This window comes from Bradyrhizobium sp. RDI18, assembly GCF_043203335.1.
GTDB classification, from domain to species: Bacteria; Pseudomonadota; Alphaproteobacteria; order Rhizobiales; family Xanthobacteraceae; genus Bradyrhizobium; species Bradyrhizobium retamae.
The window spans coordinates 1-14031 of record NZ_JBICRN010000008.1; the positions used below are offsets into that span (position 1 = coordinate 1).

General features: G+C 61.3%; 12 protein-coding genes and 2 pseudogenes. 13 read left to right on the forward strand and 1 reads right to left on the reverse strand.

Translation table 11 applies throughout. The features are described from left to right. Positions 1-341: 341 nt before the first annotated feature. The 12 genes and pseudogenes from ACFXS9_RS08570 (at position 342) to ACFXS9_RS08625 (ending at position 12080) form a co-directional block, all read left to right on the forward strand. Positions 342-2334, forward strand: a pseudogene (locus ACFXS9_RS08570) (conjugal transfer protein TraG). A gap of 9 nt (positions 2335-2343) precedes the next feature. Continuing rightward, the gene (locus tag ACFXS9_RS08575) at positions 2344-2778 is read left to right on the forward strand and encodes a CopG family transcriptional regulator (RefSeq protein WP_392687458.1); all 435 of its coding nucleotides are present in this window, start codon (positions 2344-2346) and stop codon (positions 2776-2778) included. Positions 2779-2956: 178 nt separating this feature from the next. Continuing rightward, the gene (gene trbB, locus ACFXS9_RS08580; protein ID WP_392687489.1) at positions 2957-3877 is read left to right on the forward strand and encodes a P-type conjugative transfer ATPase TrbB; all 921 of its coding nucleotides are present in this window, start codon (positions 2957-2959) and stop codon (positions 3875-3877) included. Positions 3878-3900: 23 nt separating this feature from the next. After that, a complete protein-coding gene (locus tag ACFXS9_RS08585) occupies positions 3901-4197 on the forward strand; it encodes a TrbC/VirB2 family protein (RefSeq protein WP_247786674.1) in 297 nt (98 codons plus the stop codon). Beyond that, the gene (locus ACFXS9_RS08590; RefSeq protein WP_392687141.1) at positions 4197-4460 is read left to right on the forward strand and encodes a VirB3 family type IV secretion system protein; all 264 of its coding nucleotides are present in this window, start codon (positions 4197-4199) and stop codon (positions 4458-4460) included. Before ACFXS9_RS08585 ends, ACFXS9_RS08590 begins: the two co-directional genes overlap by 1 nt. 7 nt (positions 4461-4467) lie before the next feature. Next, a pseudogene (gene trbE, locus ACFXS9_RS08595) lies at positions 4468-6910 on the forward strand (conjugal transfer protein TrbE). Continuing rightward, a complete protein-coding gene (gene trbJ, locus ACFXS9_RS08600) occupies positions 6907-7644 on the forward strand; it encodes a P-type conjugative transfer protein TrbJ (RefSeq protein ID WP_392687466.1) in 738 nt (245 codons plus the stop codon). Before trbE ends, trbJ begins: the two are co-directional and overlap by 4 nt. A gap of 26 nt (positions 7645-7670) precedes the next feature. After that, positions 7671-8024, forward strand: a complete 354-nt coding sequence (gene trbK-alt / locus ACFXS9_RS08605; RefSeq protein WP_392699681.1) for a putative entry exclusion protein TrbK-alt — start codon at positions 7671-7673, stop codon at positions 8022-8024. 3 nt (positions 8025-8027) lie between these two features. Beyond that, a complete protein-coding gene (trbL, locus tag ACFXS9_RS08610; RefSeq protein WP_392687492.1) occupies positions 8028-9236 on the forward strand; it encodes a P-type conjugative transfer protein TrbL in 1209 nt (402 codons plus the stop codon). After that, on the forward strand, positions 9236-9919 hold the full coding sequence (gene trbF, locus ACFXS9_RS08615) for a conjugal transfer protein TrbF (RefSeq protein ID WP_392687495.1): 684 nt from the start codon (positions 9236-9238) through the stop codon (positions 9917-9919). The genes trbL and trbF overlap by 1 nt, the downstream gene beginning before the upstream one ends. Before the next feature lie 32 nt (positions 9920-9951). Continuing rightward, positions 9952-10896: a P-type conjugative transfer protein TrbG gene (gene trbG, locus ACFXS9_RS08620; protein WP_392699683.1), complete on the forward strand. Its 945-nt coding sequence runs from the start codon at positions 9952-9954 to the stop codon at positions 10894-10896. After that, entirely contained in the window at positions 10896-12080 is a 1185-nt protein-coding gene (locus ACFXS9_RS08625; protein ID WP_392687498.1) for a TrbI/VirB10 family protein, read from the forward strand. The genes trbG and ACFXS9_RS08625 overlap by 1 nt, the downstream gene beginning before the upstream one ends. A 254-nt stretch (positions 12081-12334) precedes the next feature. Here the strand turns inward: ACFXS9_RS08625 and ACFXS9_RS08630 are convergent, their stop codons facing one another. Then, positions 12335-12472: a hypothetical protein gene (locus tag ACFXS9_RS08630; protein WP_392687501.1), complete on the reverse strand. Its 138-nt coding sequence runs from the start codon at positions 12470-12472 to the stop codon at positions 12335-12337. A 1123-nt stretch (positions 12473-13595) separates the two neighbouring features. Between ACFXS9_RS08630 and ACFXS9_RS08635 the strand changes: the two genes are divergently transcribed. Further along, positions 13596-13799 (forward strand): cold-shock protein, encoded by a 204-nt coding sequence (locus tag ACFXS9_RS08635; RefSeq protein WP_392687504.1) that lies wholly within the window; start codon positions 13596-13598, stop codon positions 13797-13799. The last annotated feature ends 232 nt before the right edge of the window (positions 13800-14031 follow it).

Here is a 14031-nt window from a genome sequence, read left to right on the forward strand (position 1 = left end):
GATTGTCCGCTACTGGAAGTGAAGCCGACATCAGCTCTTCGATTATCGGCGAGCTTTTCTTCAGGCCGCCAGTCTGTTGGAGTTGCCCGATCAACCTGCCGACCGCAAGGAAGCTAAGCGCTGCGTCCCAGGCCACCGGCAGGCGATAGGGGGACAACTATCTCGTCCGATGCCAGGGCTAAGTCCGCTTCCACACTTTTCGCGATACGTGCGGGCAGCGATTTAATTTCTACGACGCTCGGCGACTGACGCACCAATCTGCTCGCCTGGATATCCGAAAATACTCGCAACCAGCAGGATGGCTTGTCTGAGGATTACGGACTCATTTGATATTCCATCCCATGTCCGCAACCAGAATACTTTGGGGCCAGGTCGCCCTGCTCTTGACTATCGTGCTGATCACGATGTGGGCCGCGACGCAGTGGACAGCATGGCGGCTCGGCTTTCAACTCCAACTCGGACAGCCCTGGTTTGAGCTCGCGCCGGGCGTTCCCATCTATCTGCCTCCGGCCTTCTTCTGGTGGTGGTACGCCTATGATGCCTATGCACCTGGAGTGTTCGTCGAAGGGGCGTGTGTCGCTGCGTCCGGCGGGATCATCTCGATCATAGTCGCGTTCGCGATGTCGGTGTGGCGGGCGCGGGAGGCGGAGACGGCGGCGACATACGGTTCCGCGCGCTGGGCCAGCCAACTTGAGATTCGAAGTGCCGGCCTTGCCGGGGCAGACGGCGTGATCCTCGGGCGGTTCGAGGGACTTTATCTGCGGCACGATGGACCTGAGCATGTGCTGTGCTTCGCCCCCACCAGATCCGGAAAGGGCGTCGGACTTGTTGTCCCGACCCTTCTAACCTGGCCGGGAAGTTGCATCGTCCATGACATCAAGGGTGAAAACTGGACCCTGACGTCCAGCTTTCGTGCCCAACACGGCCGGGTGCTGTTGTTTGATCCAACCAACTCAAGGAGTGCAGCCTACAACCCTCTGTTGGAAGTGAGGCGAGGGAGTGGGAAGTTCGTGACGTGCAAAATGTGGCCGACGTGTTGGTCGATCCCGAGGGCTCGCTGGAACGGCGCAATCACTGGGAGAAGACCAGCCACGCGCTACTGGTCGGAGCCATCCTTCACGTCCTCTATGCGGAGCAGGACAAGACGCTCGCCGGTGTTGCGAGTTTCCTGTCCGATCCGAAACGGCCAATCGAAACCACGCTCCGCGCCATGATGACCACGCCGCACCTCGGCGAAGCCGGGACCCATCCAGTGATCGCGTCCGCAGCGAGAGAGTTATTGAACAAGAGCGAGAACGAACGGTCCGGCGTGCTTTCGACCGCGATGTCTTTCCTCGGCCTCTACCGCGACCCTGTTGTTGCCGAGGTGACGCGCCGCTGCGACTGGCGCATCCGGGATCTTATTGAGGACGAACGGCCAACGACGCTCTATCTCGTCGTACCTCCATCGGACATCAGCCGTACCAAGCCGCTGGTGCGGTTGATCCTCAACCAGATCGGTCGCCGCCTCACCGAGGAACTCCAGGCCAAGGGCCGCCGGCATCGATTGCTGCTCATGCTCGACGAGTTTCCGGCGCTGGGAAGGCTTGATTTCTTCGAGTCGGCGCTCGCCTTCATGGCGGGCTATGGGCTTAAGAGTTTCCTTATTGCGCAGTCGCTCAATCAGATCGAAAGAGCATACGGGCCGAATAACGCGATCCTCGATAATTGTCATGTGCGCGTTTCCTTTGCGACCAACGACGAGCGTACCGCCAGGCGGGTTTCGGATGCGCTTGGGACTGCCACGGAATTAAGGGCGATGAAGAACTATGCCGGTCACAGGCTTAGCCCGTGGCTCGGCCATCTCATGGTTTCGCGACAGGAGACCGCGCGGCCATTGCTAACGCCCGGCGAGGTGATGCAGCTTCCGCCCGAGGACGAGCTGGTGCTGGTTTCCGGCGTGCCACCGATCCGCGCCAAGAAGGCGAGGTATTTTGAGGATCCACGTTTGACCGAGCGCGTGCTACCACCGCCAAACTCAAGCTCCCTCGACCGCGACGGTAGGGCAGCGACAGACGATTGAGCCGGCAGCCAGCTCCGCCAAATTCAAATGTTGCCGAGCCGGTAAGCTTGTCGGGTGCTCGGCAATCTACCGCAAATTCCGGCATTCGCCGCGAGCCGGAGTTTCCCGAGCATGAAAATATCGCGCCAGAGGCCTTGAAGCCTCCACCGGAGTTCGACTTCACGGAAGACGAGGGCGACGGTGACGCCGTACGGGCGCGTGTGCTGCGCATGAACGTTCCCGGTCTGGCGCGTCAGGCCGCGATGGATCCAGACGACGGCCTCGACCTCTAGGATGAGATAATGCGAACCAAGCACACGTTTCGTCTGCCTCCTGACCTAGCGGGCAAGCTCGCTGACCACGCCAGCCGCAAGCGGGTGCCGCAGGCGCTCATTGTCGAAACTGCGCTGGCCTCATTCCTGTCGCCGGATAATTCGGAGCGGATGGAAGCGGCGCTCGGCCGTCGCCTTGACCGGCTGACCCGGCACGTCGAGCGGCTGGAGCGTCACATCACCATTTCAAATGAGGCACTGGCCTTGTTCGTGCGGTTCTGGCTGACGGCAACGCCGCCGCTGCCTGATACGGCGCAGCCCGCTGCGCAGGCCAAGGGCCGGGAGCGGTATGAGGGGTTTGTCGAGGCCCTCGGGCGCCGGCTGGCCAGGGGCCAGACCCTGGCCCAGGAGATCTCGCTCGACATCGATCCGGCACAACCGTCGCCAACCGTTCCTCGTGAGTGATCCCGCCATCTTTTCTTTTGCTACGCCACGGCACGCCGCCTGATTTGAGCTTGTTGCACGAGCGCGTAACCTGCCTTTTCTACTGATCCCCACCGCCGAGCTCATATCTCTCGGCGACCTTGGGGACAAGCGTGGCAGTTCATTCCTTTCAGTCGAGGCGGCCTCGCGTGGTGCACGCATGTTGCGCACCGCGCTCGGACCGACGATAGCGGCCTGGCTCGAAGACGCTGGGATCGTCGAGGTCATGCTCAATCCCGATGGCCGGCTCTGGGTCGATCGGTTGTCGGGGGGCATGACAGATACCGGCGAGCGTCTCGCCGCAGCCGACGGCGAGCGCATCGTGCGGCTCGTTGCCCATCACGTCGGCGCGGAGGTTCATCCGGCAAGTCCCCGCGTCTCGGCCGAGTTGCCCGAGACGGGAGAGCGTTTTGAGGGGTTGCTGCCGCCCGTGGTGACCGCTCCGGCCTTTGCCATTCGCAAGCCGGCGGTGGCCGTCTTCACGCTCGACGACTATGTCGCCGCCGGCATCCTGACAGTCGCTCAGGCTGAAGGGCTGCGGAACGCTGTCCGGGACCGTCAAAACATCCTCGTGGCCGGCGGTACCTCGACCGGCAAGACCACGCTGACCAATGCCCTGCTGGCCGAGATTGCAAGAACAGCTGATCGCGTCGTGCTGATCGAGGATACGCGCGAACTCCAATGCAAGTCGGCTAATCTCGTGGCGCTGCGCACCAAGGACGGTGTCGCCTCGCTGTCCGACCTCGTGCGCTCCTCGCTCCGGCTACGCCCGGACCGAATCCCAATCGGTGAGGTGCGAGGGGCCGAGGCGCTCGACCTACTCAAGGCCTGGGGCACTGGCCACCCCGGGGGCGTCGGTACCATTCATGCCGGTACGGCGTTAGGTGCGCTTCGCCGCCTCGAACAGCTTATCCAGGAAGCCGTCATCACTGTGCCGCGGGCGCTGATCGCGGAGACCATCGACGTGATTGCCGTTCTCTCCGGCCGCGGCGCAGACCGTCGGCTGACAGAACTCGCGCGTGTCGATGGCCTGACGACCGAGGGCGACTACCTCATTTCACCCGCAGGAGACCAATCATGAACGGCGTCACATTGAGAAGCGGGATGATAGCTGTTGCGGTAGCTCTCAGCTCCGTGGCGATCTCGCCTACTGCAGAGGCCGCTGGCTCCAACATGCCGTGGGAGCAGCCGCTTAACCAGATCCTACAGTCGGTCGAGGGGCCCGTCGCCAAGATTCTGGCCGTCATCATCATCATCGTCACGGGCCTTACGCTCGCCTTCGGCGACACTTCGGGCGGTTTTCGGCGCCTGATCCAGATCGTTTTCGGTCTGTCGATTGCGTTCGCAGCCTCGAGCTTCTTCCTGGCATTTTTCTCATTCGGCGGCGGAGTGCTGATCTGATGGACGGGCCGGTCGAGGGTTTTGCAATTCCGGTGCACCGCGCGCTGACCGAACCGATCCTGCTCGGCGGCGCGCCGCGTGCGATCGCCATCGTCAACGGCACCGTCGCCGCTGCGCTCGGCCTCGGCCTGCGGTTGTGGATCGCGGGCCTCCTGATGTGGGCAATCGGTCATGCCGCTGCCGTCTGGGCCGCGAAGCGCGATCCGCTCTTTGTCGAAACTGCAAGACGCCATCTGCGCATCCCAACCCATCTGAATGTGTGAGCAACCAATGATGAACCTTGCCGAATACCGCCGCTCCACTACATGTCTTGCGGATTTCCTGCCATGGGCCGCACTGGTCGACGAAGGCGTCGTCCTCAACAAGGACGGATCGTTTCAGAGGACCGCGCGTTTTCGCGGCCCCGATCTTGATTCTTCCGTTCCGGCGGAGCTCGTTGCGGTTGCCGGCCGCCTCAGTAACGCCTTAAGGCGCCTCGGATCCGGCTGGGCGGTGTTTATGGAGGCGCAGAGGTATTCATCGAACGCCTATCCGCCGAGCAGTTGCCCGGATGTGGCATCGGCCCTGGTCGATGCCGAGCGCCGGGCGCAATTCGAGGAAGAGGGAGCTCACTACGAGTCAGCCTATTTCCTCACCTTCCTGTATCTGCCGCCGGCTGAGGATGAGGCGCGCGCCGAGCGTCTCCTTTATGAGGGACCTGAGCGCGGGGAGGCTGCCGGCGCCCACCAGGTATTGCGCGGCTTTGTCGATCGGACCGACCGCGTGCTGCAACTGGTCGAAGGGTTTATGCCGGAGTGCCGATGGCTCGATGACGGCGAGACCCTGACGTACCTGCATGCTTGCGTCTCGACCAAGATACATCGCGTCCGCGTTCCCGAGATTCCCATGTATCTCGATGCGCTGTTGGCGGACGAGCCCCTGACGGGTGGGCTCGAGCCGATGCTGGGCGACCAACACCTGCGGGTGCTCACGATTGTCGGGTTTCCGACGGCAACCACGCCGGGGATCCTGGACGATCTCAATCGGCTTGCCTTCCCTTATCGTTGGTCGACCCGGGCGATCATGCTCGACAAGGCAGACGCAACGAAGCTCCTGACCAGGATCCGGCGGCAATGGTTCGCCAAACGGAAATCGGTTGCCGCGATCCTGAAGGAGGTGATGACGAACGAGACTTCGTTGCTGATCGACACTGACGCAGCCAACAAGGCCATCGACGCCGACGCCGCGTTGCAGGAGCTCGGCTCCGATCTGATCGGAGAGGCGTTTGTTACCGCCACGATCTCGGTCTGGGACGAGAATCCGCGCATCGCGGACGAACGGTTGCGCTTGGTCGAGAAGGTCATTCAGGGACGCGACTTCACGTGCATGGTGGAGTCCATCAATGCCGTCGATGCCTGGCTGGGCTCGTTGCCCGGCCACGTTTATGCCAACGTCCGCCAGCCCCCCGGTTTCGACCCTGAACATCGCCCATATGATCCCGTTGTCCGCGGTTTGGGCAGGGCCGGCGAGGGACGCGCATCTCGGTGCGCCGCCGCTGTTCTTTGCACGCACGGAAGGATCCAGCCCGTTTCGTTTTTCCCTCCACGTCGGCGACGTCGGGCACACGCTGGTGGTCGGTCCGACCGGTGCCGGCAAGTCCGTGCTGCTTGCGCTGATGGCGCTGCAGTTCCGCCGCTATCCAAGCTCCCAGATCTTTGCCTTCGATTTCGGCGGGTCGATCAGGGCCGCGGCGCTCGCCATGAAGGGCGATTGGCACGATCTTGGCGGTGCGCTGTCCGATAGCGCCTCCGAACCGGTCGCCCTGCAGCCGCTAGCCATGATTGACGATGCGGCCGAGCGCGGCTGGGCGGCGGAATGGATCGCAGCCATTCTCGCCCGCGAAAAGATCGACATGACGCCCGAAGCCAAGGAGCATCTTTGGTCGGCGCTGTCTTCGCTGGCTTCGGCGCCTATTGGCGAACGGACGTTGACCGGTTTGTCCGTGCTGCTGCAGTCCCAGGGCCTGAAAAGGGCGCTTCAACCCTATTGCCTCGGTGGCCCTTTTGGACGGTTGCTCGATGCTGAAGCCGAGCGGTTAGGCTCCGCTCCGGTCCAGGTGTTCGAAACCGAGGGGCTGATCGGCACCGGTGCCGCACCTGCGGTCCTGTCCTATCTCTATCACCGAATTGAGGGGCAGCTCGACGGAAGGCCCACGCTACTCATTGTCGACGAAGGTTGGCTCGCACTCGATGATGAAGGGTTTGCCGGCCAGGTCCGCGAATGGCTGAAGACGCTGCGGAAGAAGAATGCCTCCGTCATCTTTGCCACCCAGTCGCTCTCGGATATCGACGGCTCCGCGATTGCGCCTGCCATCATCGAGAGTTGCCCAACGCGGCTGTTCCTTCCGAACGAACGGGCGATCGAGCCGCAGATCTCGGCCATCTATCGACGCTTCGGCCTCAACGACCGGCAGATCGAGATCCTCGCGCGCGCCACGCCAAAGCGCGACTACTACTGCCAGTCCCGGCGCGGCAATCGCCTGTTCGAACTCGGTCTTGAAGAATTCGCACTCGCCTTTACGGCCGCTTCATCAAAGTCCGATCAGGCAATGATCGAGCGCGTGCTGGCCGAACATGGCCGTGAGGAGTTTGTCACCGGCTGGCTCGCCGCACGTGGGCTGGGTTGGGCCGCCGATCTCATACCCCGTCTCATCAAGCAGGAAGGCTTGTCATGAAGCGCCGCCGTCACCTCTCAGCGGTGGGTGCGCTCGCAATTGCGATTGTATGTACCGCTTCGCCAACATCCGGCCAGTTGATCGTGTTCGATCCTAATAACTATGCGCAGAACGTGCTCACGGCTGCACGTGAGCTGCAGCAGATCAATAACCAGATCACCTCGCTGCAGAACCAGGCGCAGATGCTGATCAATCAGGCCAAAAATCTCGCCAGCCTGCCGTATTCCTCCTTGCAGCAGCTCGAGCAGTCAATCCAGCGAACCCAACAGCTTCTCGCTCAGGCGCAGCGCATTGCCTACGACATCAATCAGATCGATCGGGCGTTCTCGACGACCTATGCGCCCGTTTCGGCGAACAGATCAGATCAAGCGCTGATCGCGAATGCGCAAACACGCTGGCAGAATTCTGTGGCGGGATTGCAGGATGCCCTGCGGGTTCAGGCGACCGTGGTCGGCAATCTCGACACCCACCGCAAGGAGATGTCGGCCCTCGTTGGCGCAAGCCAGGGCGCGACCGGCGCGCTGCAGGCCAGTCAGGCCGGCAATCAGCTCCTTGGTCTGCAGGCGCAGCAGCTCGCCGACCTTACGGCCGCCGTTGCCGCGCAGGGGCGGGCGCAAAATCTCGAAATGGCTCAGCGTACCACCGCGCAGGATCAGGGCAGGGAGCAGCTTCGTCGCTTTCTCGCACCCGGTCGAGGCTATCAGCCTTCGATAGTTCGGATGTTTCACCAATGAGCGGACGTGGTGGACTTAAGCGGGTGATGCTTGTGACGACAGCGGCTGCCGTCCCCATCCTTGTCGCAGCGTGCACAATCCAGCTCCGCGGCGACAGCGAAGGTCCACCGGCTAGATCGTCGGCATCCCGGGCAACCAGTCCGCTTGGCGGCGAACTCGAACGCTGCTGGAAGGTCACCTCCGAGCAGGTTGCAGAACTCCAGGATTGCCGTCCGATTTGGGCGGAGAACCGCCGTCGCTTCCTTGGATCAAAGAAAACTCCGGGCGTTACTTCCCCCGATGCTCAACCAGGCAGCCCGACACCCTCGTTGGCGCAGCCCAAGCATCCCGATCGTCTTCCCCAGGGCTGGCCGCCCGTTGCAACACCCGAACGCGAGTGATCCATGGGTGGCACCGGCGTCATCGACCGATTCCTGGAAACGTTTACCCGCTATATCGACTCTGGCTTTGGGCTGCTTGGCAACGAAGTCGCCTTCCTCGCAACCACGCTTGCCGCGATCGATGTCACGCTGGCCGCTCTGTTCTGGGCCTGGGGTACCGACGAGGACATCATCGCTCGCCTCGTGAGAAAGACGCTGTTCGTCGGCGTCTTCGCTTACCTGATCGGCAACTGGAACAACCTCGCCCGCATCGTTTTCGAGAGCTTTGCCGGTCTCGGCCTGGAAGCCTCAGGAACTGGACTATCATCGGCTGATTTCCTGCGCCCGGGGCGGATCGCACAGGTCGGTATCGATGCGGGGAGGCCAATCCTGGACTCAATCTCGGGCTTGATGGGCTATGTCAGCTTCTTCGAAAATTTCATCCAGATCGTGGTGTTGCTGTTCGCCTGGGTGACCGTGCTGCTCGCCTTCTTCATCCTGGCAATCCAGCTCTTTGTCACTCTGATTGAATTTAAGCTGACGACGCTCGCCGGCTTCATCCTGATCCCCTTTGGTTTGTTCGGCAAGACGGCTTTTGCCGCCGAACGCGTGCTCGGCAACGTCATCTCATCGGGCGTCAAGGTCATGGTGCTCGCGGTCATCGTCGGCATCGGCTCGTCGTTGTTCTCACAGTTTACCGTTAGCTCGGCCGGCGCACAGGTCGGCATTGAAGATGCCATGGCCCTGGTGCTCGCGGCATTAGCGCTGCTGGGCTTAGGGATCTTTGGGCCCGGCATCGCCAATGGCATCGTGTCCGGCGGTCCGCAACTTGGCGCCGGAGCCGCCGCGGGCACGGGGTTAGCTGCCGGCGGGGTCGTGGTGGCCGGAGCGGGCCTCGCTGCCGGAAGCGCGGGTGCACTCGCCGGCGCGGCTCGCGGGACTGCGGCGCTAGCGGGTAGCGCGAGCGGTGCGTTCCGCGCGGCTGGTTTGTCCGGCGTCGCGGGTGCCGCCGCGTCCGCGATGACGAGCCCGCTTCGCACTGCAGCCGGTGAAACCGGCGCAGCTCAGCCGCCGGCAAGTTCCTCACCTCCGGACAGTCAGTCCAGCTCGGCCAGACGCATGAAGCGGATGCAGACCATGAGTCAGGGGGCGTCGGCCGCTACCAACGTCGTTCGCACTGCCGACCATGGTGGTGGAGGCGCCTCCGTCGATCTCTCCGAAGGAGGGAAGTGATGTTCAAACGACCATCCGTTCATTATGGCCGCACGCCCGCGCCCGTAACGCCCTATCAGAAAGCGGCGCAACTGTGGGACGAGCGCATCGGCTCGGCGCGGGTGCAGGCCAAAAACTGGCGACTTATAGCCTTCGGTTCTCTGATCCTGTCGGCAGGACTCGCTTCAGGTCTCGTCTGGCAATCCACACAGGGAAGCGTCACGCCCTGGGTCATTGAGGTCGATCGTCTCGGCCAGGTACAGGCGGTCGGCCCAGCCAATCCCTTCTATCAGCCGACCGATCCGCAGATCGCGTTCCATCTGGCACGCTTTATCGAAGACGTACGCGGGCTTCCGGCCGACGCCGTCGTACTGCGTCAGGACTGGCTGCGTGCCTATGATTTTACCACGGACCGCGGCGCCGCGGCCCTCAATAACCATGCCCGGGTCAACGATCCCTTTGCCAATCTCGGCAAGGTGCAGATTGCGGTGGAAATATCCAGTGTGATCCGCGCCTCGCCAGAGAGTTTTCGCGTCGCCTGGATTGAGCGACGTTATGATAACGGTCAGCTTGCCGCCACCGAGCGTTGGACCGCCATCCTCACCATCGTGATCGAAACCCCGCGCGATGCCGATCGTCTGCGCAAGAATCCGCTGGGGGTCTATGTCAATGCCATCAACTGGTCGAAGGAGGTCGGGCAGTGAACGAGCCGATCAGCAAAATTGCCGGCCCGCGTATGAGCAAGATCGCGCGACCTGTGCTGTTTGCTTGCATGGCTGTGCTCGGCGGTTGCAACACTTTCAAAGCTCCGCAGATCAGCTACGACGCCGATATCCCGCCGCTTCCCAATCCACCATCATTGCCGGAGGATCGTCCGCGGTCACTGCACGTTCCGCCGTCCTGGACGCCAGCCAAGGGAGGCAGGAAGGGAGTGAAGGAGGCCGAAGAGCCGGTTGCCCGGATTGAGACCGCGAATGATGCGGCGCGCGTCGAACCTCGGAAGGAAGGTTACTTCAACGCCGTGCAGGTGTTTCCGTTCAGTCCCGGTGCCCTCTATCAGATTTACGCTGCCCCCGGACAGATTACCGATATCGCGCTCGAACCCGGTGAGCAGCTTACGGGTTCAGGTCCGGTATCAGCCGGCGACACCGTACGCTGGATTGTCGGCGATACCGAAAGTGGAAGTGGCGACACCAGACGCGTCCATATCATGGTCAAGCCGACGCGGCCTTCGATCGAGACCAATCTCGTGGTCAATACTGACCGGCGCACCTATCTGATCGAGCTGCGATCGCGTGAGAAGCCCTATATGCCCTCGGTGGCCTGGTTCTATCCGGAGGACCGGACGACGCGTGCTCAGGCCGTTCCGCCAACGCCAGTTGTTCCAGAGCTTTCTCAGCGAAGCTATCGCTACGCCATCGAGGGTGATGATCCACCCTGGCGGCCGGTCGGCGCCTATGATGACGGTCGCAAGGTCTATGTGGAATTCTCTCCCGGCATTGTTCAGGGCGAGATGCCGCCGCTGTTTGTCATCGGCCCAGATGGCAAGCCTGAAATCGTCAACTACCGAACTTTTCGAAATGTGCTGATTGTCGATCGGCTATTTGCCGCGGCTGAGCTGCGGCTTGGTGGCGATGCCCAGCAAAAGGTTCGGATCATTAGAAGCGACCGGAGGTCTTGATGACCGGCAACGAAACGAATGATGCCGGCAGCCCTCATTCGAACACGCCAAAGACATCTGAGGAAATTGCTCGCTCTTTGCGGCTCCGCCCGGAACGGCCGCCTGTTACGCGCCTGTCGCGTAAGGTCTTGGCTAGCGGGACGGCATTGGCGCTCCTACTGGTCTCCGCAGCGCTCCTCTGGGCCCTGCAGAGCAATCGCACGCGGGTGTCTGCATCAGAAGAACTCTACAGTACAGATCATCACAACGTAGCTGATGGCTTGGCCGGGCTGCCGCGCGACTATACGGGTACTCCGCGCGACGTGCCTCGCCTCGGACCGCCATTGCCCGGCGATCTCGGTCGTCCCATCGTTGCGGCTCAAGCTCAGTCAGGACCGCTAGCGGTCGATGCCGAGCAACAGCGAATGAACCAGGAAAATGAGGCCGCTCGCATCAGCAAGGTCTTTGCGTCAACGAATGTTCGACCATCCGCGGCTGCTACTCCCGCCGAGACCACCACGACTGCTGTGTCATCGTCCGATGAGGCCTATGCCCAGAACGGACAAGATCGCAAGCTCGCCTTCGTTAATGCCTCCATAGATCGCCGGACCACGAGCTCCGATCGCGTGACAAAGCCGGCCTCGCCTTATGTCGTGCAATCCGGTTCTGTGATTGCGGCAGCTCTCATCACGGGCATCCGGTCCGATCTGCCGGGGCAGGTCACCGCGCAGGTGACCGAGAACATCTTTGATTCGCCGACGGGTCGGGCGCTGTTAATCCCGCAGGGAACGCGGTTGATAGGAATCTACGATAGCCAGGTCGCATTTGGGCAGTCCCGCGTTCTCCTGGTCTGGACGCGGCTCATTCTACCGAACGGGCGCTCCATCGTGCTCGAACGCCAGCCAGGCGCCGATACCGCCGGCAATGCTGGTCTTGAAGACGAGATCGATAATCACTGGCGTGAACTCTTCAAAGCTGCGGCGCTTTCGACATTGCTTGGCGCAGCCACGGAGATCGGCTCAGGCGGAAATGACAATGACATCATTCGTGCATTGCGTCGCGGCGTAGGGGATACCCTCAATCAAACTGGTCAGCAGGTCGTGCGTCGCAATCTGAACATTCAGCCAACGCTAACGATAAGGCCGGGATTTCCAGTCAGGGTGATCGTGAATCGTGATCTTATACTCGAACCATACCGAAGATGAGAGATTGCCACGCTCAACCTCGTTGGTCCCAGCGGTGGCTGGCAAGCCTTGTTTGCGCACGAACCACCGGTAATCGCTTCTTCGTTACTCTGCCCGGTTATTAGTGTTGTCAATCTACTAGTTAGTGACATTGCGAATGAAGCCCGCAGACGGGCGTTGGCCGCGGCTGGTGGCCTGACTGCTCTCGCGCTGGCGACGCCCCCTGTTCGCGTAGGGCCGCCCGCAAGTAAGGGGGCCGCGCAGCAGGCGGCCGGTCAGATAAACAGGTTGGCAAAAGCCAAAGCAACAAACCCGGCGAGCCCGACGTAGACAAAGCGGAGAACCCGCTTGTCCTCCGCTGCGTGGCGTTCCGAGAGTTGCCCGGTCATGAACTCGGTGAAAGGGTCTGACACGGCTATTCTCCGTGCGAAAAGCGGCATCGAATCTGAGTTGCGATTCCCGGTCAAGCAAGTACTGGTGTGATATCAGTGTCGTAGTAACGAGAGGTAGAGCCTAGCCAAAACTGAGAGTTCCTTGAGGACGCGGGCAGAATGTTTCGCTGTGAGAAGCAATCGGCTAAGGAAACCGACTGGGAGCATGGTGCTTACGCTGACGGACTTCCGCGCTAATTCAGTCTTAGATCGTCTGGATTGACTGGCGTTAATTTGGTTCGCTTTGGCTTTGATATCGCGCAGCGTCCAGCGGAGGCGGATCGCCGTGTCTAGATCTATACCGGCCAGTGGAGACAGCGGTTGATTTGTAGCCGCTTCGTGTTCGCGCTTAGCCTCAGTAGTGGGTGAGCCACGGCAGATTCAAGCTTTACCGCGGGATCATCGGCGGTAGTGTCCTCCGTGGCAATTGGATTGGTCTGTGAAGGTTCGGCCACGGTGGAATCAGCCTGCGAGCGGGTTCGAGACGAGGCCACGGCTAACATTTCTGCGAATTGGTGAAGTTCGTCCGCTGCGCTCATTTCCCTATGCCTCAACCCAGCCTTACTAGCCGGCAGATGGCGTCGCCGTGGCCTGCCAGTCCGTGCTTAACGTTCCGAACCGTCGTTGCTATAGCTAACGAACTGCAGGTCGTTTGGCGTGCTCGTGACATGAGAGAGTCGGCCATTGTCTTCATATCTCGCTGCGAGATCAAGGAGCCGCCTTTTGATGAATGGGTCGGCTTTCTCTGCAAGACACGCACAGTTTGAGCGCGCTGTTTCTTAAATTTGTCGTCCAACATGATGGACCCCCAACAAACAAAGTGCAATGGAAGTAGTATACTGTTTAGGCTAGTGGCGATAAGCCTCGTTTCGCGATAGGCCGTAACCTGCAAGCTTACCGCGGCTGCAGTCGCACCTTGTTGGGCTCAACGGCACGATCAATTGCCGCCTTCGCGGCGGTGATAGCATCATCCCGGACGCGCGCCTCGCCGTGCCAGCGCCCTTCCTGAAGCCGGAAAGCCCGCCGGTTCACGCCGGCGGTTTCTCTTGCGGTGTACTGCCCAGGAGACCTAAGCTGTCGCCCATTGTTCAAAAGGGAGCGGACAGTGGCGACAGGTATCGTAAAGTGGTTCAACGCAACTAAGGGATATGGATTTATCCAGCCCGACGGCGGCGGCAAGGATGTTTTCGTGCACATTTCAGCTGTTGAGAAAGCCGGCCTGAGCAGCCTCAATGAAGGTGCCAAGGTGAGCTATGAAGAAATGAGCAACCGGGGCAAAACGTCCGCGGAAAATCTAAGAGTCGGGTGAATTCAAGCCAGCTGGCTCACGCCGGTATGGCTTATCCCTACGGACCCACGACGTCGGCTAAACAGGATCACCAGCGAGCTTCAACGTGGGTTTGGAGCAGGGACCACAAATGCAAACCCCTGCCGGTGAAGTCGGCAGGGGTAAGCAAACGAGGTGGATGACAAGCGCGCGAGCCTAAAGGCCCGGTGGCCCGTCAAGGACCCTTGCGGCACCATAAAACCGATCACGCCCG

Excerpts from the sequence above, each read along its gene's own strand:
- ACFXS9_RS08625 (WP_392687498.1), top strand. The coding sequence starts at position 10,896 with ATGACCGGCAACGAAACGAATGATGCCGGCAGCCCTCATTCGAACACG.
- ACFXS9_RS08585 (WP_247786674.1), top strand. The coding sequence starts at position 3,901 with ATGATAGCTGTTGCGGTAGCTCTCAGCTCCGTGGCGATCTCGCCTACT.
- trbL (WP_392687492.1), top strand. The coding sequence starts at position 8,028 with ATGGGTGGCACCGGCGTCATCGACCGATTCCTGGAAACGTTTACCCGC.
- ACFXS9_RS08575 (WP_392687458.1), top strand. The coding sequence starts at position 2,344 with ATGCGAACCAAGCACACGTTTCGTCTGCCTCCTGACCTAGCGGGCAAG.
- trbK-alt (WP_392699681.1), top strand. The coding sequence starts at position 7,671 with ATGCTTGTGACGACAGCGGCTGCCGTCCCCATCCTTGTCGCAGCGTGC.
- trbB (WP_392687489.1), top strand. The coding sequence starts at position 2,957 with ATGTTGCGCACCGCGCTCGGACCGACGATAGCGGCCTGGCTCGAAGAC.
- trbJ (WP_392687466.1), top strand. The coding sequence starts at position 6,907 with ATGAAGCGCCGCCGTCACCTCTCAGCGGTGGGTGCGCTCGCAATTGCG.
- trbG (WP_392699683.1), top strand. The coding sequence starts at position 9,952 with ATGAGCAAGATCGCGCGACCTGTGCTGTTTGCTTGCATGGCTGTGCTC.
- ACFXS9_RS08590 (WP_392687141.1), top strand. The coding sequence starts at position 4,197 with ATGGACGGGCCGGTCGAGGGTTTTGCAATTCCGGTGCACCGCGCGCTG.
- trbF (WP_392687495.1), top strand. The coding sequence starts at position 9,236 with ATGTTCAAACGACCATCCGTTCATTATGGCCGCACGCCCGCGCCCGTA.